Annotated in this window: 23 protein-coding genes; 19 read left to right on the forward strand and 4 right to left on the reverse strand. The window is 59.4% G+C overall.

Going from position 1 to position 24795, the window contains the following annotated elements; genetic code table 11:
* The first annotated feature begins 8 nt into the window (after positions 1-8).
* The 10 genes from Thiowin_RS24295 to Thiowin_RS24340 all read left to right on the forward strand — a co-directional run bounded on the left by Thiowin_RS24295 (position 9) and on the right by Thiowin_RS24340 (position 14772).
* Positions 9-944, forward strand: a complete 936-nt coding sequence (locus Thiowin_RS24295) for an SPFH domain-containing protein (protein WP_328985553.1) — start codon at positions 9-11, stop codon at positions 942-944.
* 186 nt (positions 945-1130) lie between these two features.
* Positions 1131-2117 (forward strand): serine hydrolase, encoded by a 987-nt coding sequence (locus Thiowin_RS24300; protein ID WP_328985554.1) that lies wholly within the window; start codon positions 1131-1133, stop codon positions 2115-2117.
* A 454-nt stretch (positions 2118-2571) separates the two neighbouring features.
* Positions 2572-3126: a NapC/NirT family cytochrome c gene (locus tag Thiowin_RS24305; RefSeq protein WP_328985555.1), complete on the forward strand. Its 555-nt coding sequence runs from the start codon at positions 2572-2574 to the stop codon at positions 3124-3126.
* Positions 3119-4114, forward strand: coding sequence for an ankyrin repeat domain-containing protein (locus Thiowin_RS24310; RefSeq protein WP_328985556.1), 996 nt, complete (start codon positions 3119-3121; stop codon positions 4112-4114). Before Thiowin_RS24305 ends, Thiowin_RS24310 begins: the two co-directional genes overlap by 8 nt.
* Positions 4115-4467: 353 nt before the next feature.
* A complete protein-coding gene (locus Thiowin_RS24315; protein ID WP_328985557.1) occupies positions 4468-5088 on the forward strand; it encodes a c-type cytochrome in 621 nt (206 codons plus the stop codon).
* 21 nt (positions 5089-5109) lie between these two features.
* Complete coding sequence (locus tag Thiowin_RS24320) at positions 5110-6414, forward strand: FCSD flavin-binding domain-containing protein (protein ID WP_328985558.1); 1305 nt, start codon at positions 5110-5112, stop codon at positions 6412-6414.
* Between the two features lie 246 nt (positions 6415-6660).
* On the forward strand, positions 6661-7671 hold the full coding sequence (locus tag Thiowin_RS24325; RefSeq protein ID WP_328985559.1) for a phosphate/phosphite/phosphonate ABC transporter substrate-binding protein: 1011 nt from the start codon (positions 6661-6663) through the stop codon (positions 7669-7671).
* A gap of 2 nt (positions 7672-7673) precedes the next feature.
* A complete protein-coding gene (locus Thiowin_RS24330) occupies positions 7674-10136 on the forward strand; it encodes an EAL domain-containing protein (RefSeq protein ID WP_328985560.1) in 2463 nt (820 codons plus the stop codon).
* Between the two features lie 114 nt (positions 10137-10250).
* Entirely contained in the window at positions 10251-12521 is a 2271-nt protein-coding gene (locus Thiowin_RS24335; protein WP_328985561.1) for a RelA/SpoT family protein, read from the forward strand.
* Entirely contained in the window at positions 12514-14772 is a 2259-nt protein-coding gene (locus Thiowin_RS24340; RefSeq protein ID WP_328985562.1) for a GGDEF domain-containing protein, read from the forward strand. The genes Thiowin_RS24335 and Thiowin_RS24340 overlap by 8 nt, the downstream gene beginning before the upstream one ends.
* Positions 14773-15103: 331 nt before the next feature.
* Here Thiowin_RS24340 and Thiowin_RS24345 read toward each other — a convergent pair whose 3' ends face one another.
* The 4 genes from Thiowin_RS24345 to Thiowin_RS24360 all read right to left on the reverse strand — a co-directional run bounded on the left by Thiowin_RS24345 (position 15104) and on the right by Thiowin_RS24360 (position 18991).
* Positions 15104-16060, reverse strand: a complete 957-nt coding sequence (locus Thiowin_RS24345) for a hypothetical protein (protein ID WP_328985563.1) — start codon at positions 16058-16060, stop codon at positions 15104-15106.
* 223 nt (positions 16061-16283) lie between these two features.
* Positions 16284-16691 (reverse strand): hypothetical protein, encoded by a 408-nt coding sequence (locus Thiowin_RS24350; RefSeq protein WP_328985564.1) that lies wholly within the window; start codon positions 16689-16691, stop codon positions 16284-16286.
* On the reverse strand, positions 16688-17176 hold the full coding sequence (locus Thiowin_RS24355; protein WP_328985565.1) for an Lrp/AsnC family transcriptional regulator: 489 nt from the start codon (positions 17174-17176) through the stop codon (positions 16688-16690). The genes Thiowin_RS24350 and Thiowin_RS24355 overlap by 4 nt, the downstream gene beginning before the upstream one ends.
* 384 nt (positions 17177-17560) lie before the next feature.
* Positions 17561-18991 carry an integron integrase gene (locus Thiowin_RS24360; RefSeq protein WP_328985566.1) on the reverse strand — a complete coding sequence of 477 codons (1431 nt, stop codon included), beginning with the start codon at positions 18989-18991 and terminating at the stop codon, positions 17561-17563.
* A gap of 284 nt (positions 18992-19275) precedes the next feature.
* Here Thiowin_RS24360 and Thiowin_RS24365 point away from each other — a divergent pair, with 284 nt between their 5' ends.
* The 9 genes from Thiowin_RS24365 to Thiowin_RS24405 all read left to right on the forward strand — a co-directional run bounded on the left by Thiowin_RS24365 (position 19276) and on the right by Thiowin_RS24405 (position 24732).
* Complete coding sequence (locus Thiowin_RS24365) at positions 19276-20124, forward strand: tyrosine-type recombinase/integrase (RefSeq protein WP_328985567.1); 849 nt, start codon at positions 19276-19278, stop codon at positions 20122-20124.
* Entirely contained in the window at positions 20117-21274 is a 1158-nt protein-coding gene (locus tag Thiowin_RS24370; protein WP_328985568.1) for an IS91 family transposase, read from the forward strand. Before Thiowin_RS24365 ends, Thiowin_RS24370 begins: the two co-directional genes overlap by 8 nt.
* A 587-nt stretch (positions 21275-21861) precedes the next feature.
* Entirely contained in the window at positions 21862-22209 is a 348-nt protein-coding gene (locus Thiowin_RS24375) for a hypothetical protein (RefSeq protein ID WP_328985569.1), read from the forward strand.
* A 69-nt stretch (positions 22210-22278) separates the two neighbouring features.
* A complete protein-coding gene (locus Thiowin_RS24380; RefSeq protein ID WP_328985570.1) occupies positions 22279-22596 on the forward strand; it encodes a hypothetical protein in 318 nt (105 codons plus the stop codon).
* 246 nt (positions 22597-22842) lie between these two features.
* The gene (locus Thiowin_RS24385; protein WP_328985571.1) at positions 22843-23310 is read left to right on the forward strand and encodes a hypothetical protein; all 468 of its coding nucleotides are present in this window, start codon (positions 22843-22845) and stop codon (positions 23308-23310) included.
* A gap of 413 nt (positions 23311-23723) precedes the next feature.
* A complete protein-coding gene (locus Thiowin_RS24390; RefSeq protein WP_323686160.1) occupies positions 23724-23993 on the forward strand; it encodes a BrnT family toxin in 270 nt (89 codons plus the stop codon).
* On the forward strand, positions 23983-24186 hold the full coding sequence (locus Thiowin_RS24395; protein WP_323686159.1) for a hypothetical protein: 204 nt from the start codon (positions 23983-23985) through the stop codon (positions 24184-24186). The genes Thiowin_RS24390 and Thiowin_RS24395 overlap by 11 nt, the downstream gene beginning before the upstream one ends.
* 143 nt (positions 24187-24329) lie before the next feature.
* The gene (locus Thiowin_RS24400) at positions 24330-24515 is read left to right on the forward strand and encodes a type II toxin-antitoxin system HicA family toxin (protein WP_328985572.1); all 186 of its coding nucleotides are present in this window, start codon (positions 24330-24332) and stop codon (positions 24513-24515) included.
* Between the two features lie 4 nt (positions 24516-24519).
* Entirely contained in the window at positions 24520-24732 is a 213-nt protein-coding gene (locus Thiowin_RS24405; RefSeq protein ID WP_328985573.1) for a type II toxin-antitoxin system HicB family antitoxin, read from the forward strand.
* The last annotated feature ends 63 nt before the right edge of the window (positions 24733-24795 follow it).

The following is a 24795-nucleotide window of genomic DNA, read 5'->3' on the forward strand; positions in this document are numbered from 1 at the left end:
ATACTGTCATGTTCATCGATCAAGGTTTCGGCGCGGCCATCGCGTTTTTCTTCGGCCTGGCCTTTATTCCACTAGTGCTCGGTCTGTCCCGCTCCCTGGGACTTTATGCCGTGGTGCGGGAGCGCGAGGCGCAGGTCTTCACCCTGTTCGGCAAGGTCATCGGCACCCTGGACGATGCCGGGCTGCGGTTTCCTGTCAGCCACTTTGGACTCAAGGCCCTGTTGCTACCCTTCTTTGGCAAGCGCTATCTGGTCAGCACCGCGCTCAAGCAATTTTACCTGCGCGATCAGATGGTGAACTCCGAGGAAGGCACCCCCATGGGTGTCGGCATCTGGTACGAGATGCAGGTTAGCAATCCGGTGTCCTATCTCTTCGTCAACGCCAACCCAGAGGGTTCGCTGCAGGCCAATGTGGCCAGCTCGACCATCTCGACCCTGTCCAATCTGGAAATGGACAAAATGCTCGAGGATCGCCACCAGCTCAGTCGCAAGGTGCGCGCGACCGTTTCCCCGCTGTCGGAGAAATGGGGCTATAAGCTCGGCTCGGTCTATATCCGCAAGGTCGCCTTCACCGACCGGCAAATGGTGGACAATATCACGGAGAAAGTCGTCAAGCGGCTGGTGCAGGTCACCAGCGCCATGAAACAAGACGGCGAGAACCGCGTCGGTCTGATCAAGAGCCAGACGGCCTATAAGGTGTCGCAGAAAATGGCGGAAGCCGCCGCCACCCGCCCGGCCGTGGTCGGCGCGGCGCTGAACGACCTACGCCAAAAAGATCCGGAGGTGCTGGCCGCCGTGCTGGATGTGATGGAAATCGACCAGCTGATCGCCTCGCGCGCCGAGGTCGACGTGCTGCCAGCCGATGCCCAGATGCTAGTCGAGCTCGGTAGTAGCTCCGGCGGCCGACCAGTGCCGATGGCGCTCGATAGCGACGCGTTTTCTTGAGATCGTTGGCGCCCCAGCTCGGGGCGCCGCGACGCAACACTTAACTGTAAGATTAAGAAGTTATCGAAACAGACTGACTAATAAGCAAAATATTTTTCAGGATCACCTTGCTTTTTGGTCTTTTTTGATTAAGCTTGACAGCATTAGTCCGTTGTTTTGCCGCCACGCCCGCGAGCGGAGCATGCCATGTACAAGCTTCTTCTCCCGTCGTCCATCGCGACCCCCACGAATGAAACCACGCCCATCGACCAATCCCAAGGCATGGGGACTAACCCGCATCTGTCACGACGCGCGTTCCTGGAACAGCTGACGCTCGCCACCGGTGGTCTATTGCTCGGCGGCCTGCCAGAAGTGATCGCCGCCGCGCCAAACTCCCTGCAAGCGCAAGTATCCGCCCTGGTCAAGCGCATGCGTGCCGAGGGGCGTATCTCCTCGAATGAGCGCACCTCCTGGTCGATCTACGACTTTTCCAGCCGGCAAAAACTGGTCGCCATCAACGAGGACATTCCCCGTCAGGCCGCGAGCATGATCAAGCCCTTCGTGGCCCAGGCATTTTTCTACACCACGGAACGACGCGGTTCCGGGCTGCAATACACAAGCTCAGTGCGTGACATCATGGAGAGGAGCATCCGGCACAGCAGTAATACCGCGACCAACGAGCTGATGCAAATGGTCAGCCGTGCCAATGGCAACCGAGGGCCGGGGGATGTCGAGGCCGTGCTGAAAAAGCACGCGCCAGGCGTCTTCCGCGAGACTAGCATCGTGGAATACATCCCTGCCGGCGGGCGCACCTATCGCAACCTGGCCTCCGCGCACGATTACAGCCGCTTCCTGTTCGCGCTCTGGCATAGTCGCCTGCCGCAAGCCCAAGAGCTCCGCGAGATCATGGGCCTGCCGAATCATGATCGCATCACCCGTCGCGTCAGCAGCATCCCCGCCAATGTACGCGTATACGACAAAACCGGTTCCACCGCGCGTCTGTGCGGAAATATGGGCATTATCGAGTGTCAGGATAGTCGTGGACGCCCACGGCCCTATACTTTCATTGGCATCATCGAGCGCGACAACCGCACCGAGTCCTACACTAGCTGGATCACGGCGCGCAGCAACGCCATGAGATCCGTCTCCAATCTGGTGTACCTCTACATGAAAAACCGTCATCAGTTGGTCTGAGCGGATTTTCAGTCATCGCCCAAAGGGTCAAGCGGGTTCGCACAACTTTACTACCCGGCGGCGCGCTCGCCCTGCGAAATCGGGCCCCCCTCCGTCGGGCATGATGGGTTTTGTCGCGCCCCGCAGCCAGTCCTTGGCAAGCGCGCACGAATCCATTAGCATCTGTCATTGACAATTCATAATCACGAAGCCGGACAAACGGCTCAAACGGGTGATCGACCACCATCGCCTTGAGGCTCTTGATTGTTTGGATGCGTTTTGATCGACGCGATGCTCAGCACTAGCACCGCGGACATGTGACGCCTGCCTAACTGACGCGCTTTTTCGGCCATCCCGCGCCACCAGAGTTGGGGCACGACATTCGGGATCGCCAATCGCGCGCCAGGACAAGAACCGGTTTCCTTTAACCAAATGTAAGCGCCTTCCACGACATCTGATGTAAGCGAGGTTTCGCATGGCTGACGCCAAGGGCAAGTCCCGCCGTCTCATTCTCTTGATTGTCTTTATCTTCGTCGCTGGCATCGGCTTTGCCGGACTCTTCAACGCCAGCCTGAGCGCCACCAACGAGATGGAGTTCTGCGTCTCCTGCCATACGATGGAGACCAATTATCTGGAATATCAAGACAGCCTGCATTTCAAGAATCCCTCAGGCGTGCAGGCAACCTGCGCCGACTGCCACGTCCCCAAGGCCTTTCTTCCCAAGATCGCAACCAAGGTGATTGCCGCCAAGGATGTGTACCATGAAATCATGGGCACCATTGATACGCCGGAAAAATTCGAGGAACATCGTTGGGCCATGGCCTCTCGGGTATGGAAGAAGATGGAACGCAGTGATTCGCGCGAATGCCGTACCTGTCATGAGTTCAAAAATATGGATTTATCCGAACAAGGCCGCTCGGCGCGCAGCCGTCATGCTCGTGCCGAGGACAAGGGTCAAACCTGCATTGAGTGCCATCAAGGTGTGGTCCACGAGATGCCACGTGAGCCAAGGGTGAAAGACGATGGCTAAGCCCCGACCTGATGCTTTATCCCAAAATCCATCTCGACTGGCCACTCTCGGCGGCGGCGCCCTGGCCGCCCTGCTGCTGCTCGCGACCACGGCAGGGACGAGCGGCGCCACGGAAACAGACCTTGATCGCGAGCTGCGCCTCTCGGCCATGATCGGCGACACCGAGACCATCGCCGCTCTCATTGACCAGGGGGCCGATGTGAATGCCGCCAATCAATTCGGCAAGTCCGCACTCATGATGGCCGTCGAAAGCGACAGCATGGACACTGTTGCTCTCCTGATCAGCCGTGGTGCTGATATCAATGAGCGCACGGTCGCTGGGTGCACCGCGCTCACCTTTGCCGCCGAGAATGGCCACATCGGCATTTCGGCGTTGCTGATCGAGCGCGGCGCCCATATTCACGACCGCACCCGCGCTGGCTGGGATGCACTCATGATCGCAAGCCGTCACGGCATTGCCGAGATGGTGCGACAACTGCTTTTCCGCGGCGCTGATCCGCGCGCAACTGACAGGGACGGACGCACCGCCTTGATGAACGCCGTTGCTGCCGGTCACCTGGCGACCGCGCAACTCCTGTTGCAGGCCGGCGCGGACATCCAGAGCCGCGACAAGGAAGGGGACACGCCGCTGATCATGGCCGCTGACAATGGCCACGAAGCCGTCCTGGACTTGCTACTCATGGCCGGCGCCGATGTCAACGCCCGTGACGAGCTTGGCATGACAGCGCTGTCCTGGGCTGTCACCGACGGCTTCGAGCCCATCGCACGCCGGCTGCTAGCGGCCGGGGCCAATCCCAACGTCGCCGACATCGATGGCGTGACGCCGCTGATGGTGGCCGCTAAGGAGGGCGACACCAGCTTGGTCCGCCTCCTGCTTGAGCATGGAGCCGATCCCCAAGCCAGGGATGCCGAGGGGCACACGGCGCTTGAGTTGGCCAGTGACGGCGAGCATGATGACGTCGCTCGGGTACTGAACACAACGCCTTAGACCATGAACTCACTAGGTTTTTATATCACCAGGTTGTGATCTTAGGCGCAGTTTTGCCCTGCATCATGATTCGCCCTAGGCACAGCGGTTCGCCTCCGCGGGTTGACCAGAGAGACGCTACCCCGGAGCTTGGTTTACGCCAATTACCTTGCTTATTAAAAGGAAAAGCTATATTGCCAGCAAATTCCAGGCTCCGGGTGACCTATTTTTTACATTTTGGCTTGCAGCCTGATACCCCTGGGGCGCAGTCTCGGGCCCGTCACACTCAGCACCAGGGAGCAAGGTCTCCCCCAAACCCAGGTCGGTCGTATCGACCTATCACGAAAAATAGTCCGGAAATAGGAGGAGGAATCATGACCCAGCAACCCCCAACCCGCGCCCTGATCGGCGTTGCCTTGGCTCTCGGTCTCGGCTCGGGCACTGCTGCCCTGGCCGAGGACGCCGCCGAGACCGCCAGCGGCACCATGCTCGCCGACACCTGCGCCGGTTGCCATGGCACCCATGGCAACAGTCAGGGCCCCGCCACCCCCAGCATCGCCGCCATGGACCCCATCGTCTTTGTCGAGACCATGCAGTATTTCCGCGATGATGAAACCTACTCGACCGTCATGGGACGCATCGCGCGCGGCTACAATGACGAAGAACTCGAGAAAATGGCCGAGTATTTCCACCAGCAGGAATTCGTGCCCGCCAAGCAAGACTTCAATCAAGACTTGGTCGAACTCGGCGCCGATCTGCACGAGCGCTACTGTGAGAAGTGCCACATTGAAGGCGGCAAGGCGGTTCCCGAGGAAGAGGACTATTACATCCTCGCCGGTCAGTGGACGCCTTACCTCAAATACGCCATGACCGACTTCGACGAGGAACGTCGCGAGATCCCCAAGAAAATGAAAAGCAAGCTTGAGGAGATGCTCGAAACCAATGGCGATGACAGCCTGGCCGCTCTTTGGGCCTACTATGCCAGCCAACAATAAGGATTTCGGAGGAGTATTCAGATGACGATGAACCGACGCGACTTTGTCACAACCACCGGAGCCCTGGCGGCTGCCAGCACCTTTGCCGGTACTCTGGTCTTCCCCCAGATCGCCCGCGCCGAGACCAAAAAGGTGGTCGTGGTCGGTGGTGGCACTGGCGGCGCCACCGCGGCCAAATACCTAAAGCTCGGCGACCCGAGCATTGATGTCACCCTAATCGAGCCGAACAAAACCTACTTCACCTGCTACATGAGCAACGAGGTTTTGGGAGGCGAGCGCGACCTCGACAGCATCAAGCAGGGTTACGAGGGACTCAAGGGCCACGGCGTAACCGTGGTGCATGACACCGCCACTGGCATCGACGCCGACAAGAAACTGGTCACGACCGCCGGCGGCGATGAATTCCCCTACGACCGCTGCATTGTAGCGCCTGGCGTGTCCATGCTCTACGAGAAGATCGAGGGCTACAGCGACGAGGTCGCGAAGAAAATCCCCCATGCCTGGAAAGCCGGCGAGCAGACCAAAATCCTGCGTGACCAGCTCCAGGCCATGGACGACGGCGGCACCGTGCTCATCTCCGCCCCGGCCGATCCCTTCCGCTGCCCGCCCGGGCCTTATGAGCGTGCCAGCCAGATCGCCATGTATCTGCAAAACGCCAAGCCCAAGTCCAAGGTCATGATCCTTGACTCCAAGCAAGCGTTCTCCAAGCAGGGCCTGTTCACCCAGGGCTGGGAGCGCCTGTATGGCTTTGGCACCGAGAACGCGTTGATCGAATGGCAGCCTGGCCCGGAATCCGCCGTGGTTGGCGTCAAGGCTGATGAGATGACAGTCGAGACCAGCTTTGGCGATGAGGTCAAAGCGGATGTCATCAACCTGATTCCGCCGCAGCAGGCCGGAAAGATCGCCCAGGATGCCGGACTAGCCAACGACAGCGGCTGGTGCCCGGTGGATAAAAAAACCTTTGAATCCAGCATTCATAAAGGCATTCATGTCATCGGCGACGCCGCCATTGCAACCGCCATGCCCAAGTCCGGCTACTCAGCCAACAGCCAGGCCAAGGTCACGGCCGCCGCCATCATTGCCATGCTCAATGACGAGGAACCCGGCATTCCTGCCTATGTAAACACCTGCTATTCCATCGTCGGCAAGGACTATGGCATCTCGGTTGCCGCCGTCTATCGTCTAAGCGAGGATGGTGCCACCATCGCCAGTGTTGAGGGCTCTGGCGGCCTGACTCCCATGGATGCACCCGATTGGGCACTGGCGCGAGAAGTCCAGTACGCCCATAGCTGGTATAACAACATCGTTCACGACATCTTCAGCTGAGCGGATAAGACGTCCGCAGCCCGGCGCGGCACACCCGCCGCGCCGGATTCCCTCCTTCAGGCGGCTTCCCCCGCCCGTTAAGACCAAGCTCGCAAACAAGCCCGCGCCCTTTACCGGAAGCGATCTCAGCGGTGCCCGCAGCCGTAAAATCCTGTTAATCATTCACCTGTATCTTGCCCAGTTTTGGCGTTGCGAACAGAACCCCAGGGTTACGGACCTGACGCCGTGCTTGGATGACAAATCTCCGTGCTGCATTCCCAACCGCTTTTCATGGGTACCCGCTCTCAAGGGCGCCGAGTATTCGCCGCTTGTCTCCTGTGGCAGTCGGTCCGCGCCCTGCTGCTTGCAAGTCTTGTATCCTTACCCGCACTCGCGCAGGGCGATCTGCCCCAGCCCCGGTTTCGCCTCGGCATCGTCAACGAGCGTCTCGACCGGCCCGATCATGCGCTTGAGCTATATGGCGAGATGCACCGCTACTTAGACGGGCGGCTGTTGGCGCATGGACTGGACGGGGCCGAGTTGGTCATCGCCGCGGACCTTGACAGCATGCAAGAGCGGGTCGCCGCGGGCGAGGTCGATGCCCTGCTCGAAGGCGTGATGCCAACCCTGGCCATCATTAAGCGCGGCAACCGGCTGCGCCCTGCCTTGGTTGCCTGGCGCAAGGGCCAACGCGAGTATCATTCCGTCTTTTTCGTCGCCCAGGACAGCCCCATTGCCAGCTTGCACGACCTGGCCGGCAAAACACTGGCGTTTGAGTCCCCGCGATCCACCTCGGCCTATTTCGTCCCCCGCGCCGCGCTGCGCGCTGAGGGTCTGTCCCTGATGCCGGCGGATGAGGCCGCGGAGCAGGCGGCCGGGACCGCCTCCATCATGGCTGAATCAGCGGCATTATCCGCGCCTGTTCGCTTCCGTTTCGCCGGCTCTGAACTCAACCAGGCCTATTGGGTGCAGCGCGGCCGCGCCGATGCCGGAGCGTTTAACGACGGCGACTGGGAGCGGGTACCGGACAGCCTCCGCAAGCAATTGCGCATTATTCACCGCACCCGCCCGCTGCTGCGCTGGCTGCTGTCATTCGACCAGGCATATCCCAGTGACAAGCGTGCCGCGGTGGTCGAGGTGTTAGCCAGCATGCATCTTGACACAGCCGGACAGGCCGTCTTGCAGCAGGCCGCGCGCATTGCCCGCTTCGAGCCTCTGACCGCGGCTGATCGAGACAGCCTCGCCTACTGGGCCGGGGTGCTGCGGCAGTTCGACTGACCATGGGCAAACTCAACCGCCTGAGCACCCGATACGCGCTTTATTTTGCGGCATCCCTGACCCTGATCCTGTCCATCACCCTGCTGCTGGCAGGCTTTTTTCATTACTCGGGTACCCAGGAGCTGCGCCGGGAGCTGCAGCAGTCTTTTTCCTCCGTGCATTCAGCCAGTGTGCATGCCACCCTGCGCGCCAGTGGGCGCTATCTGAGCAACCGCCTGTTCAATCCGCTGTTCGATCTGGACATCAGCCGGCTCAATGAGGAAATTGAACAAATTCACGCCTGGCTCGACCCGGAGGCGGTGCAGATTCTCGATGCCGACAAGCGAGTGCTGACCGATGGCACCAAGAACAATCCTGACTACGGCGCACAGGTTGAACTGCCACTGGACGTCCGCCCCGGCGAGCCGGTCATCGAGACAGCCAGCGATGCTTCCATCATGGTGTTCGCCATCGGCCATGACGACTGCCTCCACGGCTATGCGCGCATCCGCTTCTCGGACGCCAAAGACCGGGCGTTGCTCGCCAGCATGCAGCAGAAAGTCGATGAACTGTGGCAGGACTCGGCACGCCAACTCCTGCTGACGACCTTCATTGCCGTGGGTCTGATGGTGCTCGCCAGTGTGCTGATCGGTTGGCGTCTGTCGCAATCGCTGTCGCGGCCACTGCGGGCGATGAGCGAGGCTGCCGAGCAGGTCGCGGCCGGTCGCCGACAGCTCGATTTGTCCGGGGGCAAGGACGACGAACTCGGTCGCCTCGCCCATTCGCTCAACGACATGGCCGCCAGTCTCGGCAAGGCGGACCATTTGCTGACCCGAGCGCAGGAGATTGCTGCTTTTGGCAGTTGGGAATGGCGCCGCGACCGACCGGCGCTGATACTTTCCCATGGCGTCTGGCGCATTCTTGGGCTCGATCCGGGCGCTGTCGACGCCAGCGTCATCGGGCTGCTTGAGCGCTTCGAATCCAAGGACCGTGCCCGGGTGCGCGCCATTATCCAGGGCGGGAGCGGTGCAACAGCGGAGATTGAGGTGCGGGTGCGCCGAGCGGATGGCGAGACCCGGACGCTGATCCTAAAAGGCGAGCCGAGCCTGGACGCGGGCGGCCAGCCGCGCAGCTGTATCGGCACCCTGCAGGACGTCACCGAGCAACAAGAGGCACGCCAGCAGCTCATGCTGCTCGCCAACTACGACAACCTCACCCGCCTGCCCAACCGCCATCTGTTCTACGACCTTCTGCGCCAGGCAATCAAAAAAGCCCACCGTCAGGGGCATCAGGTAGCCTTGTTGTTTCTTGATCTTGACCGTTTCAAGGCCGTCAACGACGCCCTTGGGCATGCCGTGGGCGACAAACTCCTCGAACAGGTCGCGCGGCGCCTGAAATCCGCGGTACGCGACGGCGACACCCTCGCGCGGATGGGCGGCGATGAATTCACCCTCATTCTCGATGCGCTCGTGGACAAGACCGCCATACACAAGACAGCTGAACGCATCATCGCGAGCTTTGAACGGCCCTTTGCCATTGCGCAGCGTGAGCTGTTCATCTCCGTCAGCATGGGTATCGCCCTCTTTCCTGGCGATGGCGACAGTTCTGAAATGCTGCTGAAAAATGCTGACAGTGCCATGTACGCAGCCAAGGAGCGCGGCAAGGGCTGCTTCCATTTTTTCACCCAGGAACTCGACCGCCTGGCGCACGAGCGTTTCGTGATTGAGCATGCCCTGCGGCAGGCCATTGAGCGGCGCGAATTCGCGCTCCACTACCAGCCCCAGGTGCGAACCCAAGACGGCCAGGTGGTTGGCTTGGAAGCCCTGCTACGTTGGCATCGCCCGGATGCGCCGGACAGCTCCCCGGCAGCTTTCGTGCCTATTCTCGAAGACACCGGCATGATCACCCAGCTCACCGCCGGTGTGTTGCGCGAAAGCTGCAATGCCCTGCTAGAATTGCAGCAACGCGGCTTTCACCACCTACGCATGGCGATCAACCTGTCGGCGCGCCAATTTCAGGATCCGCGCCTGCCGGCCATGATCGATGCCGAACTCAGTCGCAGCGGCCTGAGCCCCGAGCGCCTGGAGATGGAAATCACCGAAAGCACCCTGCTCGATCACGACCAGAGCCAGCGCAATGCCGATGCCCTGGCCGAGCGCCACATTCGCCTGGCCATCGACGACTTCGGAACCGGCTACTCCTCACTGAGCTACCTCAAACGCCTCGACGTCGATATTCTGAAAATCGACCGGTCCTTCGTCGACCACCTACTCGATGACCCGGATGATGCCCAGATTGTCACCACCGTACTGGCCCTAGCGCGCGGGCTGCATATTGAGAGCATCGCCGAAGGGGTGGAGAATGCGGATCAGTTCGAGCGCCTGCGACAATTGGGCTGCGACCTGGTACAGGGGTATTTCGTGGCTCGCCCACTGCCCTTGTCGGTTCTGCTCGACTGGATGCGCGCGCGCCCAAGCGCGCCTTGAATTGGTATAGTCTGAGCGCTGGATTTGTTCCCCTCCAGCCTGCGCTTGCGTTGCCTGCGCCACCGGGCTCCCTATCCATCATACTCCTCCCGTACACCATGCTGTCCCCGCCCAATGGTTCAGTCCGTATCCACTCTTCCTGATTCGACGCTGGAGGATCGCCCGGCAGCGGATGTCTGGCTGCACTCGCTTGCCGCGCACTACGAGCCCAAGGCGCATAAACGCATCGCCGCCGCCTGCGCGCTAATGATCAACTGCTGGGGCAAGATGCGACTCGATACCGGCGAGAGCAAGGCTCGCCATCGCCTCGCCACCGCCGATATTCTGTTTAACCTACGCATGGATGCCGACACCCTGTGCGCGGCCTTGCTCAATGGCTGCCTGACACCTCAAGGGCCGAGCGAAGAGACCCTGGCCGAGCGCTTCGGCCCTGGCATCGCGCGCATGGTCGCCGACCTGGGACGTATCGGCGCCCTGACCCAGGTCACGCGCATCATCGCCGAGAAAGACCAGCACGAGCATGAGGAAAACCTGCGCCGCCTGCTGCTCGGCATCGCCGAGGACGTGCGCGTGGTGCTGGTGGTGCTGGCCGAGCGGCTGCAGCTGATGCGCGCCGCCAAGCCGCTTGAGCCCGCCCGTCAGATGGCCCTGGCCGAGGATACCGAGCGCGTCTACGCACCTCTGGCCAATCGGCTCGGCGTGTGGCAGATCAAATGGGAACTCGAGGATCTGGCGCTGCGCTATCGCCATCCCAAGGAATACAAACGCGTCGCCAACGCCCTGCGCGAGCGCCGTGCCGAGCGCCAGGACTATATCGCTCGCGTGATCGAACGGCTCAACGAGGAGTTCGCGCGCGCTGGCATCGCGGCTCAGATCAGCGGGCGGCCCAAGCACATCTATAGCATCTGGCGCAAAATGCGGCGCAAGCGGGTTGAGTTCGAACAGATCTTCGACCTGCGCGCGCTGCGCGTCATCGTTGCCGACATTCCCGCCTGCTATGCCGCGCTCGGGGTTGTTCACGGCCTCTGGCGGCACATCCCGCACGAGTTCGATGATTACATCGCCACGCCCAAGGGCAATCTTTATCGCTCTCTGCATACGGCAGTCATTGGTCCCGAGGACAAACCGCTAGAGGTGCAAATCCGCACCCAGGAGATGCACGAGCATGCGGAACTGGGCGTGGCCGCGCACTGGGCCTACAAGGAAGCCGCCGGCCATGACGCGGATTTCCAGCGCCGGGTGGTATGGATGCGCAACTGGCTCGAGCTACAGAACGACTGCGACCAAAGCGGCGAACTGCTGGCGCGTTTCAAGGCCGAGTGCGAGCCCGCGCATGTCTATGTGCTCACCCCCCAGGCCAAGGTCATTGAACTGCCCAAGGGTGCCACGCCGCTCGACTTTGCCTACGCCATCCATTCCGAGATTGGCCACCGCTGCCGAGGGGCGCGCGTCAATGGGCGTATCGTGCCCCTGAGCCATCAACTCGCCAGTGGCGAGTCGGTGGAGATACTGACCCAAAAGAACGCCAGCCCGAGCCGCGATTGGCTCAGCCCGCATCAGCATTACATGGTGACCTCGCGCGCGCGCAACCGGGTGCGCCAGTGGTTCAAGTCGCAGGACTTCGACCGCCATCTCGCCGAGGGACGCGCGGCGTTGGAGAAGGAACTCGCGCGCCTGAGTATCGATACCAAACCCATGCTCGATCAGATGGCGTCGCGCTACAACTTGCAGCGTGGCGAGGATGTGCTCGCCGCCATCGGCCGAGGCGACCTGAGCGTCGGCCAAATTGCGCGTCAAGTCGGCCAGGGCACTCAGGTCGGCGAAGCGCGTGCCCAGACGGGGGATGACACACCAGCCAGTCCGGCCGAGCATCGGCAACAGATCAGCTTCAAATCGCGGCGGGCCAGAGCGGGCACCGCCGGCGACAACAACCGCGAGCCGGATATTATCGTGCAAGGTGTCGGCGATTTGATGACTCAGATCGCCAGTTGCTGCAAGCCGGTCCCGCGCGATCCCATCGTCGGCTTTGTCACCCGCGGACGCGGCATCCGCATTCATCGCCAGAACTGCCGCAACATCGCCCACCTGCCGCCCGGTGATCGCGAACGCCTGGTCGAAGCCCGCTGGGCCGAGCAGTCATCCGACAGCCGCTTTGCGGTGGATGTGCGGCTGCTGGCCGTTGATCGTCGCGGACTGCTGCGCGACGTCTCCGCCGTCCTTGCCGACGCCCATGCCGATGTGGCAGGCGTAACCACCCACAGCGACAGGCGTGCAGATGTCGCCAGTATGCGCTTTACCTTGCGCATTGGTGGTATCGACGAACTCAAGCGCCTGCTCACCAGACTAGGTCAAGTGCCCGATGTGTTTGAGGTTAAGCGTGTTTAGACGGATCGCGCGGCTATCGGCCTTGGTGCTTACCCTCCTGCTTGGCCTGCCTGGTCTGTTCGCACTCGCCCCCCAGACCGTCGCCGCGGAGATCGCCCCGCTCGAGCGCACTTGGGACTATCGCTGGGGAGATTCGCCCGTCGCCCCGGACGGAACCCCGCTGTGGACCCAGACCAGCGAGGAAGGCGCATGGATTGCCATCGATTTTCCATCCAACCCACCCGGCCGCGGCGGGCGTGGGAATATCTGGTACCGGGTCACACTGCCGCCGCTCGACTGGCGCGATCCGGCGCTCTTTATTTTCAGCGTCGATACCATCGTCGAGGTCTATCTCGACGGCCAATTGCTCTATCACCATGGGACCTTCAGCGCCGAGGGCAGGGGTGAATTTGCCGGCTGGCCCTGGCATCTAATCCCGCTGCCGCGCGATGCCGGCGGTAAGAAGCTTTATTTTCGCGTGTTCTCCGACTACAAGGACATCGGCCTGTGGGGCGAACTGCTGCTCGGCGAGCGCATCGACCTGTTGCAACGCATCCTGGCGCAATCGGTCGAGCGACTTATCACCAGCGGCTTTTCGCTGCTAATCGCCATTCTGGCGCTGATATTCGCGCCACTCGAGCGTGACCGCCGAGGTTTTGGCGCCATTGCGCTCTTCTCCTTCGCATCCGGCAGCATGTTGCTCAGCGGCGCCCAGGCCGCGCTGCTAATTGTCAATCGCCCACTGCTGTGGGAATTCCTTGGTGCCGGTGGCTATTATCTGATTCCCGTCGCCATCGCGCTGCTGCTTGAACAATGGCTGCGCCCGGACAGGAGTTGGCTGCTGGTGATGATCCGCCGGCTGCATCTGGCGTATCTATTTGGTGCGCTCGCCCTCGCCGGACTCGGCTGGATCTCATTGGCCAACACCTACCCGGTCTTTGATCTGCTGTTCGCCATCACCCTGCCCATCATGATGCTGCCAGCCTTGCGTCTCGCCCGTGCCGGCACCCTGGAGCAGCAGCTCATCCTAGCCGCGGTGGCCCTGCTCGCGCTGCTGTTGATGCTTGACATGGCAGTGGCGCACAATCTGCTGCCCTGGACCCAGGTTCCGCTCAACTGGGGCGTGCTCGCTTTCTCCCTGGCCATTGTCCTGATCTCGGTGCGGCACTTTGCTAGCACCCAGCGCGAACTCGCGCTGCTGAATACCTCCTTGGAGACGCAGGTCGCCGCGCGCACCGCCGAGCTCGAACGCCTGGCCCAGGCCGAAGCCACCCGCGCGCGCCTGCTGGAAATGGAGAATCGCAAGGCCGCGGAACTCGAGGCGCTGATCGCGCGCGTGCAGAGCTGCGACAGGCTGGCCGAGACCGAGCAGGTGCTCAGCGATAGCCTGCCCGGGCTGTGCACACCACTGCCGGGGGCTTTTTACCGCGTTGGCACGGCCGTCGACAACAGCGAGCCGCGCGCAACCTGGGGGCAGCCGGTCCCGGATCTGCGTGAAAGTCTAGCCGCCCCGACCCCTGGTCCCGAGAGCGCGCGCGATTCGGTCAATACCGACACTCTCGAGACCAGCCGCGTCTGGCCGTTGCGTCTGCGTTATGAGCACCCGCAGCTCGGACGAACCGACTTTGGACTTCTGTTGGTGCGCTCGCCCGCGGACGGAACAGCAACCGAGTCGATCCATACAATCCACCTCTGGTGGCGGATACTGGAGCGAGCGGTGGAGAAGATTAACCTCGCTCTGTCGCTGCTGGCGCTGCAGGAAGAGTTACGGGATCTGTCCTACCAGGACGGCCTGACCGGGCTGAAAAACCGGCGTTTTCTTGACCAAGTCTTGGCGCGCGAAATCGCCCTGGCCGAGCGCCAGCGCTCATCCCTGTCACTGGTCATCTGCGATGTCGACCACTTCAAGCAGTTCAACGACAACCACGGTCATGCCGCCGGAGATGCCGCGCTCAGGCAGGTTGCCACCCAACTTAGCCAGGCGTTTCGCAATACCGATCTGGTCTGTCGCTTTGGCGGCGAGGAATTTGTCGTGCTGATGCCCGGCGCCAGCCTCACCTCGGCCCGCGAGCGCGGCGAGACTCTGCGCACAATGGTTGCTGCCGAGCCGATTCAGTTCCAGGATCAGATACTCAGGCCTGTCACCCTCTCGGTCGGCATCGCCAGTTATCCAGAGCCGGTGACTAATCCCAGTACTCTGATGGTGCGCGCCGACCAGGCGCTGTATCGCGCAAAACAGGCAGGCCGCGACCGGGTCGAGTTGGCGGGTTGATGGCTTGAATGTGCGCACCCCGTGTCGACCACGGCCATGGTGGCCACCGCCTGCCCGGCCTTAGTCAGGGCATGACGGCCTTGCTCGCTCATCCGTGGACGCGCGATGGTCAAGTGCTGGTCGGGTGGTCGTGTTAGCGCTCCATAGCGCCCCAGTTCGAGGAGTCAGTCATGGGGGTTGCGGTCAGCGACAACCAGTCGGCGCGGGCCTGACAACAGCCGCGTTTGTGACCATAATCGAGCCATGGCACTGATGACGCTGCTGCAAAGTTCGTTTTCGTGGCCAGTTCAGCCAGCGGATTTGTGGCGCCAGCATCCTGCCTATCGGCATTCTACTCGGTGCTTGGTTCGGCACCTTCCGGATCAATGCCCGCGGCTTTGAGAAGGTGGAGCAGGCGTTCCTTTTCTTCGTGCTCGGCCTCGGCGCGGGCCTGTTCGACCTCGGCGCGCGCCAGCGCGGCCTCGGCGCGCGCCTGTTCGACCTCGGCGCGCGCCAGCGCGGCCTCCACCCGTTCTTCCGCCTGCTCTAACTTGCGTTCGATGTCCTGCAACTCCTCGAGAATCTCGTCTTCGAGCTCCATGGCGTCGGCGATCTCCGGTTCCGCGGCGGCCTGCTGCAAGCGCCTTAAGAGGGGGCGATATTCCGGCGGGATATCCTGTTCATCAATGCTCAAATAATGCCGGTCGCGGCCAGTGCGGCTCTGGTCGAACAATTGCAACATCTCCTCCACCGCCGTGCGGCGCTGGCCTTTCAGTTTGGGGATCTGAATCACGTAGCTGTCATGGGTCAAGCTTTCAATGAAAGGCTCGGCTTGCGCCAGCGATTGCCCGGAGGCGAGATCCACGCAATCGCGGCGCACGTGAATGACCGGAGCCTCGCTGTGCTCAAGCGCGTGGCCAAGAAAATAGATGGTCAGAATCGGTATGCCTTCGCGGGTTTGGTCGCCACTCTCGCGGGTGACCATGCGGATGTTCTCCGGGTCGCGATACTGGGCCCCCAGATAGCGGCGAAAACGCAGGATATCGGTGGCGAACTTGGCTTTCTGCAACTCGATCAGAACCTGCCTTTCGATTCCTTCGACGTTGCGCACTCGGGCGGCGAAGTCCATGCGATAGACGGTCAGTACCCGCTTGCCGGGGCGCTCGATCTGTTGGGTGCGCTCCTGGGGGCAGAATTCCAGGCTGAGAATGTCTTCCTGCAGGATGGTGCCGATCAGCAGCTTGGCCAGCGCGTTATCTTCAAGCAGATACTTGAAGACGGTGTCGTACATGGGGTTGGCGATATGCATGGCGCGTTTGGGCGAGTGGGGTTTATAGAGGGGCAGGGCGTGGTCATTCGCAGCCGCCGTTTTGTTCCGCGTCTTTTCTCAAGTATAGAGAATGCATCACCTGACGCAGTCGTCCTCGCAGGTCGGCAAAGCCGGGGCTCACTGGCCAACTTGATCATGATCCCGCTAGCCGCGCCAGGTTTCCTGTTTCGTCGTGTCAGCCCGGAAGCCCACACTCCAGGCATCACGGCGCGCCGGGTCGACCGAAGCGAATCGGGTGCTGCTTGACATAGGCCTCGGAGAAATCCAGGTGGATCTCATAACCGCCGTCCTGCTCGCGAATCTTCACTTGCTTGAGATCCGGCATCCGGGTGGCAAGCCAGGAGCACATGGCGGCAGCCATGGCCTCATTGTTAGTGGTGATGGCCTCGGTCAGATTGGCGGCGATGAACTGGGCTTTCTGACCCAGATCGGGCGCGAGCAAATGCCGACCATCAATCACAATGCCCTCGGCATTCATGCGCTCATCCATCTTGGCCAGATAAGCGCCCTGATAATCGGCCAGCACCTTGGCCCGGTCATATTCCAGCTGGGCAATGCCGTTTAGGGTGACGGCCATCAACCCACCTGATACAGCTTCCGAAGCAGTCATGTGCCAGCCTCCAGGCGAATACTCTCCAATGGCAGTGCGGTGCGCTCGACCACCTGCCGCAGCACGAAGCTCGAATGCACCCCCGAGACTCCTTCGATGCGGGTGATCTTGCGCAACAACAAGTCCTGATAGGCATCCATGTCGCGCACCAACACCTTCAGCTGATAGTCGGCATCGCGCCCGGTGATCAGCGAGCACTCCAGCACTTCCGGCCAACCAGCCACGGCGGCGTCGAAATTGGCGAAACGCTCAGGCGTATGGCGATCCATGGCGATATTGATAAAGGCGATCAGATCCAACCCCAGGGCGCGCGCATTCAGCAGTGCGCGATAGCCGGCAATGATGCCACGCTCCTCCAGCGCCCGCACCCGCCGCAGGCAGGGCGAGGGCGACAGCCCGATACGATCAGCCAACTCCTGATTGCTGATGCGCCCATCGCCTTGCAGCTCGGCGAGGATGCGCTTGTCGTAGTGGTCGATGCTCATGGCTGCCAGATGAAGTTGTTAAAATTGCTTTATTTAAATAAATACTAGCAGATTATTGCCAGATCACTCGAAATTATTCCAAATTCGCAATCCTCTGCCGGGACCTTTGCGCGACACTATCTCCCGTCGGCCACAAGCCAACAATCGCAGCGGCGGCCCACAAGGTTAATCCGCGACAACCCCGGCGATTCTGACCGGATCACCGGATCAGGACTGATGACAATCAGGCAACCCCCTGTCATGAGGACTGAAATCTGTTACGGCGACATCGGGGTCCGCGAACGGACCCCGAATGTCTTCCGCTCCGCGGGCCTTCTCGGCAGGCCATGAGGCTTACCATAAATCTTATGGATGCATCATCCGGGGTGGCCGGGACCATGAGCGTTAGAGCAATCCGTCCAACGGACTGCGCACCCCCTGCCCGCCGCGATTGAGCACATGGGTATAGATCATGGTGGTTGACACATCCGCGTGGCCCAGCAATTCCTGCACCGTGCGAATGTCATAGCCCGACTCCAGCACATGGGTCGCGAACGAATGGCGCAGGCAATGGCAGTTCACCTTCTTGGCAATCCCGGCCCGCGTTCCCGCCGCTTTCACCGCCTTCTGCAAGCCATTCTCATGCACATGATGCCGGCGCATCTTCCCGCTGCGCGGGTCCACCGACAGCCGTGCGCTTGGGAAAACATACTGCCAAATCCATTCCTTTGCCGCATGCGGCCACTTGCGCGCCAGCGCATCCGGCAAAAACACCTCCCCAAAGCCCTGGGCCAAATCCTGCTCGTGCAAAGCGCGGACTTTCTCCAGCTGCTCCCGCAGTGGTTGCTCCAACCGCCCCGGCAGCGGCACCACCCGATCCTTCTGTCCCTTGCCATCGCGCACCACAATCTGAGGGTAGGCAAAATCGATATCCCGCACCCGCAGGCGCACGCACTCCATCAGCCGCATGCCCGTCCCATAGAGCAAAGCCGCCATCAAATGCTGAGTGCCTTCGATGCCCGTCAACAAGCGCGCGACCTCCGAGCGCTCCAGCACCACCGGCAGCCGCTTCGGTCGTTTCGCCCGAACGAAATCGCCCATCTCGTCCATGGACCGACCCAACACCTGCTGGTAGAGAAACGCCAAGGCATTCAGCGCCTGGCTCTGGGTACTAGCCGACACATTGCCCCGCACCGCCAAATCCTCAAGGAAGGCACGCACGCGCTCCGCGCCCAGCTCCGTCGGGTCGCGGTTGTCGCAGAACAGAATGAAACGGCACACCCAGGTTTCATACGCCTGCTCGGTGCGGATTGAATACTTGCGCCGGCGAATCTCCGCAATCATCCGCTCGAGCAGCGCGGAATGATTCTCCCTCACCGCGTCCAATGGCGAGCGGGCATTGCGCTTCGGCTTGAAAGCGATGCCTGACACGAGTTGCTCGGCCGCATTGCCGGTACCCGAGGGTTCGGTCTCACGAGCGATCGTCGGATGATCCGCCTCTAGAGACCGCGCCGAATCGCGCCAGAAGCCCCAATCCACCTGCCCGGCCACCGGTGCATTAGCGGTCTCCAGCAAATTCTGTATAGCATCTACAGTTTGAGCAAATTGCCAGTCCTTAATTCCGCCTAGCCGCCCGGCATGCTCCAGGTAGCCAGTCACATCATCGACAGAGTGTTGCGCCAGTCGCTTGCCGGAAACTGCCTTAAGATAGGCTTCCGCGCGCCGCACATGCCAGCGAATCGCGTTCTCCTTGACGCCTTTCATCCGCGCTAACTCGATAAAGCGTGCCCAGAAACGATCCATGGCGTCATTTGTTGTTGCTTGGTGCGCAGGCATGTGCTAGTGTCGGATTCACAGACAGAAAGTGTTGGATTTAGGGTGCTTGCGAGATCATTTGTTCTCAGGCTCGGCGCTAGACAGAATCCATGCTAACAGCGCTACACGGATTCTGTCTAGCACACCCGACCGATATTCTGTCTAGTAAACTGTTGAACTAATCCGCTCCGCGGAGCTTCCGGACCTACCGGCCCCCAACCCACACCTGCCACTGACAGCGCAATTGCACATTGTCGCCCACACTGAAGATGACCCAATCAGGGTCGTTGACAGAGGGTCTGACGATGACCGCATTACGCCAACGTATGATTGCCGCCATGCAGATGCATGGCTTCTCCCCGCGCACCCACCAGAGCTACCTCGCCGCGGTGCGCGATCTCGCCAAATTTACCCACCGCGCGCCTGACACCTTGATGCCGGATGATGTACAGTGCTACTTCGAGCACTTGGTGCGCGAGCGTGGGCTCGCCCCGGCGAGCGTGCGCCTGTTCTACCATGGCATCCGCTTTTTCTACCTCCAGGTGCTCAACTGGCCGGCGGTGGACCTGGCCGTCACCCTGCCCAAGCGCCCTCAACGCATACCCGAGCTGCTCACGCGCGAAGAGGTGGCGGCCATCCTGCGCGCTTGTGCGGATGTGCGCCATCACATGATGCTCAGCCTGTGCTATGGCTGCGGGCTGCGCCTGAACGAAGTGCTGGCGGTTCGCGTTGGCGATATCGATGGGGAGCGCCGACTGTTGCGCATTGAACAGGGCAAGGGCGCCAAGGACCGCATGGTCCCGCTCTCGCCGACCTTGTTGGCGCAACTGCGTGCCTACTGGCGCGCCTATCGCCCGGGCGCGTGGCTGTTTGCCGGACGCGCCGGGACGCGGCTCGCGCCCACCACGCTGCAGAAAGCCTTCACTCAGGCCAAGCAGCGCGCCGGTGTGCACAAGGTCGGCGGCATCCATGGGCTGCGCCACGCCTATGCCACCCATCAGCTGGCCGCCGGGCTGCCAGTGCAGCGCCTGCAACGCTTGCTCGGGCATCAGAGCATTCACACCACCCTGCGCTATGTGCATTGGCTGCCGAGCGCGCGTGAGGGTGAAGGCATGCTCGATGTCATTGCCCAGTTGGAGGCGGCGCATGGCTAAGTCCGCCTCCCTGCAAGTGCTGGTCAACGCGTGTCTTGACGGCTTGGTCGCGACCCAGACCTTGAGCCCACGGCAGTGGCAGGTGTGTCACCACATCCGCGATTGCCGCACCGCGGTCCTCGGCGGATTCGCCTTGCACTGTGATCAGTGCGATGCCGATGCGCTGTGTTACCACGCCTGTCGCGACCGTCACTGCCCGCGCTGCCAGCGCCAGGCCTCCGAGGCATGGTGCGCGCGTCAGCGCGCGGCCTTGCTGCCGGTGACCTATCACCATCTGGTCTTCACGCTGCCGTCCGCCCTCAATGGCTGGATCGAGGTCCATCCCAAACAGCTCTATGATCTGCTGTTCGAGACGGTCTGGGCCACATTGTCCGCCTTCGGTGCCAACCCCAAGCGCCTGGATGGACAACTGGGAATGACCGCCGTGCTCCATACCTGGGGACAGACGCTCACCCGGCATGTGCATCTGCATTGTTTGGTGCCGGGCGGGGCATTCTCCGCCACCGGTCAGTGGCATCCCGCGAAAAGCACCTACTTGTTCCCGGTGCGGGCGCTCTCGCGTCACTTGCGTGGCGGCTTTGTCAGTCGTCTGCGCCAGGCCGTCGCGGCTGGCGAATTGAGCCGGTTAACCGATCCACGCGAGATCGATCGCATGCTCGATACCCTGATGGGCACCGAGTGGGTGGTCTTTTCCAAGCCCTGCCTGGCGCGCGGCGACACCGTCGTCGACTACCTCGGACGCTACAGCCACCGCACCGCGCTGAGCGACAGCCGCCTACTCAGCTTTGATGGCGAGTCCGTTGAACTCAGCTACAAGGACTACCGCGATGGCGACCAGCGCAAAGTCATGACCCTCTCCGGTGAGGAACTGTTGCGCCGCTTTCTGCTCCATGTGTTACCAAAAGGCTTCATGCGCGTGCGTCATTTCGGCTTCCTGGCCAATCGTTGTCGTGCTCAGCGCTTGCCGGCCATCCGCGCGGCGATCGGCGCGGTGCAAGCGCGTCCTGTTGCAATCATGCCAACTGAGCCGGGCACCACCGGGCATCCGCAACCTTCCAAGACCTTTGATGGTTTTCCCTGCCAGAGCTGTCGCGGCGGACGACTGCGGGTGCGCACCGCCTTGGCTCCCAAACGCCGTGATGGAGGATAGTGCGCGCCGATCACTCGTCCCCTCCCTTCACCTGCCATGAGAAACGTTTCGGCCCGATCTCGGGTCCGTGCACGCGCTCGACTCGCGCTCGAGAATCGACTAAACTCAGCGCTAATACACAGCGCATCTTCCCCCAGGGAGGCCACCAAATGACGTATTTCCCCTCCCGCTGCCGCCCGTGCCGCTGCTTCAGCGCCAACACCACCCCCGCACTCCCGGGGTCTGACCAATACAATCCCCTAAGAAGCCAGCTCTCGAGCCTCTGCGCCGGAGAGCCCGTGCCAGGATCGGATTAGTCCAACAGACATTTATCCATCGGGCGCTGAGAGTTCAGCGCATGATCGGACTCACGGCTTAGCGCCCGATGGATAAATGCTTAATAGTTAGATGTAGAAAGGGGTAGGAACGTGACGGTCCTTTTTTGGGGAATTAAAGGGGTCTGGTTGAAATTATTTTCCCAGGCAAAAAAACAACACATTATCAATCGCCTAACGATGGCCTCCAGTCCGACCGCTCGCTTCGCTCGCGGCGGCTGAGGCTGGCGTTAGGCTTGGCTAGGCGGAAAGCTCACATCGGAGTAGTACGAAATGAACAAATACAATTTAATCAATGAGTTCTTCTCAAACCCTGAAGATGCGGTAAAGTTCTTTGTTCAGTTAAAGGTGTTGAAATTTGCAAATGAAGAGGCAAGCTGCATAGCTTCCTTGGAAAAGAAAACTGATAGTAAATGGACTTATATGCTGGAATGGCAGGATGGCAAGTATGTTGGTGAGCATATAAAACCGTTCAAGCCTTCAAAAGAAAATATCGAAAAATTCAACAATGGTTGTGAAGGATTGGCAAAGCTCTTAGAAAGATATATCGACACAAACGATATTTCAACTGTAACAAACGCTCCTAGTCCCTTTGGGGATATGGTGTACAAAGGGCAGTAAGTTAATTAACAAAGCCTAATTAACTGTTAGGCCGTACAAAAAATTCATTCTGACAGGAGAACCACTACCATGGATTTGAAGCAGTTGCTACGCCAAGATTTTGACATAGATTTTCCTATTTCCGGAGGGTTTGGTAATTCTCTCGATAATGCCATTTACATACATCGACAGAATCCGAACGACTACACATCTGTTGAGTACGGTATACTAAAATGTCTTGGTTATGGCAGAAATATAGAATGGAAATTAATACAGCAGTCAACGTTACATCACAATGGAAAGACTCTTGATCAACTAAAAATCGAAACTCGAAAAACAACAGAAGATGAGATAATTACTCAGATTGAAAACTATTATTTTGATATATCGGAGTGCGTCGATTTTTAATGCCGAAGAACTGAATCTGTATTTTTTATAATCAAAGGGGCCATGGTGAATTTTTCTCTCAGACCGTAAATTAATGCGCAATCAATCGCCTAACGATGGCCTCCAGTCCGACCGTTCGCTACGCTCGCGGTGGCTGAGCTGGCGTTAGCTGCGGCAGTCAACGATCGTTCTTATTCTTATGGATTGACAAGAATAAGAATAGAGGTATCCTTATCCTTACGACCAAGCCCGCAAGAGGATGCCTCCGTGAGACAGATCGAGATTGATGACGAAGTTTTTGGCTATCTTCAAAGTCAAGCCCGTGCCTTCGTCGACACACCAAACCTAACACTGCGTCGTCTTTTCCAACTGGAAAAGAATCCACCTAAGCCTGCGGTGGTTGCGCCAAGCCAACAAAAAACAAGAAAAAAACTGCCGAAGGCAAATCTGCTAGCACTAATATCTAGCGGACTCTTGCAGGACGGCCAGTCAGTTTTCCTAGTGGATTACCAAGATAACAAGTTGACACAGTACCGAGCCGTCATCGCTGGATCGTCCTTGAAGTGGCACGGACAGACTTATTCAATGAGCGACTTAGCTCAAGAGTTGCTGAAAAAAGAGGGATACAGCAGCACCTCAGTCCGCGGCCCTACGCACTGGTGTACCGATGATGGAATTACTATCAAGACTTTGTGGCAGCAGTATCTGAGCAAGACTACACTGGCAAATAGCTAAGGAAATCAAAGCGGCCAGGAATCAAAGAATCAAAGGGAATCAAAGGAGGGATTAAAGGAACTAAAGGGAAGGAACTAAAGGGGCCTGGATGGAATTGTTTTCCAAGCAGAGAATCAACGCTGAATCAATCGCCTAACAAGAATTAAAGGGGCCTGGTTGGAATTGTTTTCCAGGCAAAGAATAAACGCAGAATCAATCGCCTAACGATGGCCTCCAGTCCGACCGCTCGCTTCGCTCGCGGCGGCTGAGGCTGGCGTTGAACTGTATCAAACGGGTCAGGTTCGATTTAATTTTTTAGGACCGAATCTAATTCATCAAGTCGCCTAACACTGTGCTCCAGCCGAAGCCGGTTTCGCTTTCGCTCGACCGGCTCGGCTGAACACGGCGTTAGCTCATCATACTCAGAATTATCGATGTATTTTGAATGGGACTGGCGGAAAGCCACGGAAAACGCTAGAAAACACGGAATATCATTTCCCGAAGCCACTGAAGTTTTTGGTGACAACTTTTCCTCATGCGTTCCCGATCCCGATAACTCATATGGCGAAGAACGTTTTCTCTTGTTCGGAAAAACAAAATCAGGAAAAGGTTTAGCTGTCTCGTTTACCGAAAAACAAGATATTATCCGTATTATTTCTGCTCGCCGAATGACAGCATTTGAACGTAAAGCTTATGAACAATGAAAGAGATTTAAGGCCAGAATATCCTGCTGAGCTGATCAAGTCTGGCATCCGTGGAAAATATGCCGCACGTTATCGCAGTGAAAGCACTAATGTTGTGCCTATTGATCCTGATTTGAGCGCAATATTTCCAAGCGTTGATGCAGTAAATCAAGCATTGCGTTCCTATGCTAAAGAACACCAAATGCTGAGCTAAAATTAATGGGGCCCGGGTCGATTTAATTTCAGGAATTGAATTAAACTGACAAAATCGGCTAACAAGCTGCTTCAGCGGGCGTCGGCTGAGCTTGTCGTTAGGCAGTGAGAATTCATTCGCTCCACTCATTTGCATGAAACGCAGTGAAGATATCGGAAATTTTAGAACGACTCAAAGAAGACGGTTGGTATCTTTCGGCGACAAGAGGAAGCCACAGGCAGTTTAAGCATCCCAATAAACCCGGTCGGGTTACGGTGCCCGGCAAGCCAAATGATGACGTGGCTCCAGGCACAAAGAACAGTATTTTTAAACAAGCCGGCTGGAAGTGAAACTATGCGCTATGCAATTGTCATTGAAAAATCAGAAAGCAACTTCTCAGCATATGTGCCGGATTTGCCCGGATGTATCGCAACTGGTTTTACGGTCGCCGAAGTAGAATTTGAAATCCGGGAAGCAATCGCCTTTCATCTAGAAGGCATGCGGGAAGACGGAATTAGCCCGCCGATGCCACAAAGTCAAGTAGAGTACATTGATATAGCAGCCTGACACGGTGCTCCAGCCGAAGCCGGTTTCGCTCTCGCTCAACCGGCTCGGCTGAGCGTGGCGCTA

It is taken from the genome of Thiorhodovibrio winogradskyi (assembly GCF_036208045.1).
GTDB lineage: Bacteria > Pseudomonadota > Gammaproteobacteria > Chromatiales > Chromatiaceae > Thiorhodovibrio > Thiorhodovibrio winogradskyi.

Excerpts from the sequence above, each read along its gene's own strand:
- Thiowin_RS24330 (WP_328985560.1), top strand. The coding sequence starts at position 7,674 with ATGGGCAAACTCAACCGCCTGAGCACCCGATACGCGCTTTATTTTGCG.
- Thiowin_RS24295 (WP_328985553.1), top strand. The coding sequence starts at position 9 with ATGTTCATCGATCAAGGTTTCGGCGCGGCCATCGCGTTTTTCTTCGGC.
- Thiowin_RS24390 (WP_323686160.1), top strand. The coding sequence starts at position 23,724 with ATGTATTTTGAATGGGACTGGCGGAAAGCCACGGAAAACGCTAGAAAA.
- Thiowin_RS24395 (WP_323686159.1), top strand. The coding sequence starts at position 23,983 with ATGAACAATGAAAGAGATTTAAGGCCAGAATATCCTGCTGAGCTGATC.
- Thiowin_RS24315 (WP_328985557.1), top strand. The coding sequence starts at position 4,468 with ATGACCCAGCAACCCCCAACCCGCGCCCTGATCGGCGTTGCCTTGGCT.
- Thiowin_RS24320 (WP_328985558.1), top strand. The coding sequence starts at position 5,110 with ATGACGATGAACCGACGCGACTTTGTCACAACCACCGGAGCCCTGGCG.
- Thiowin_RS24360 (WP_328985566.1), bottom strand. The coding sequence starts at position 18,991 with ATGCCTGCGCACCAAGCAACAACAAATGACGCCATGGATCGTTTCTGG.
- Thiowin_RS24310 (WP_328985556.1), top strand. The coding sequence starts at position 3,119 with ATGGCTAAGCCCCGACCTGATGCTTTATCCCAAAATCCATCTCGACTG.
- Thiowin_RS24350 (WP_328985564.1), bottom strand. The coding sequence starts at position 16,691 with ATGACTGCTTCGGAAGCTGTATCAGGTGGGTTGATGGCCGTCACCCTA.
- Thiowin_RS24305 (WP_328985555.1), top strand. The coding sequence starts at position 2,572 with ATGGCTGACGCCAAGGGCAAGTCCCGCCGTCTCATTCTCTTGATTGTC.
- Thiowin_RS24300 (WP_328985554.1), top strand. The coding sequence starts at position 1,131 with ATGTACAAGCTTCTTCTCCCGTCGTCCATCGCGACCCCCACGAATGAA.
- Thiowin_RS24405 (WP_328985573.1), top strand. The coding sequence starts at position 24,520 with ATGCGCTATGCAATTGTCATTGAAAAATCAGAAAGCAACTTCTCAGCA.
- Thiowin_RS24365 (WP_328985567.1), top strand. The coding sequence starts at position 19,276 with ATGACCGCATTACGCCAACGTATGATTGCCGCCATGCAGATGCATGGC.
- Thiowin_RS24345 (WP_328985563.1), bottom strand. The coding sequence starts at position 16,060 with ATGCATATCGCCAACCCCATGTACGACACCGTCTTCAAGTATCTGCTT.
- Thiowin_RS24335 (WP_328985561.1), top strand. The coding sequence starts at position 10,251 with ATGGTTCAGTCCGTATCCACTCTTCCTGATTCGACGCTGGAGGATCGC.
- Thiowin_RS24370 (WP_328985568.1), top strand. The coding sequence starts at position 20,117 with ATGGCTAAGTCCGCCTCCCTGCAAGTGCTGGTCAACGCGTGTCTTGAC.
- Thiowin_RS24355 (WP_328985565.1), bottom strand. The coding sequence starts at position 17,176 with ATGAGCATCGACCACTACGACAAGCGCATCCTCGCCGAGCTGCAAGGC.
- Thiowin_RS24375 (WP_328985569.1), top strand. The coding sequence starts at position 21,862 with ATGAACAAATACAATTTAATCAATGAGTTCTTCTCAAACCCTGAAGAT.
- Thiowin_RS24380 (WP_328985570.1), top strand. The coding sequence starts at position 22,279 with ATGGATTTGAAGCAGTTGCTACGCCAAGATTTTGACATAGATTTTCCT.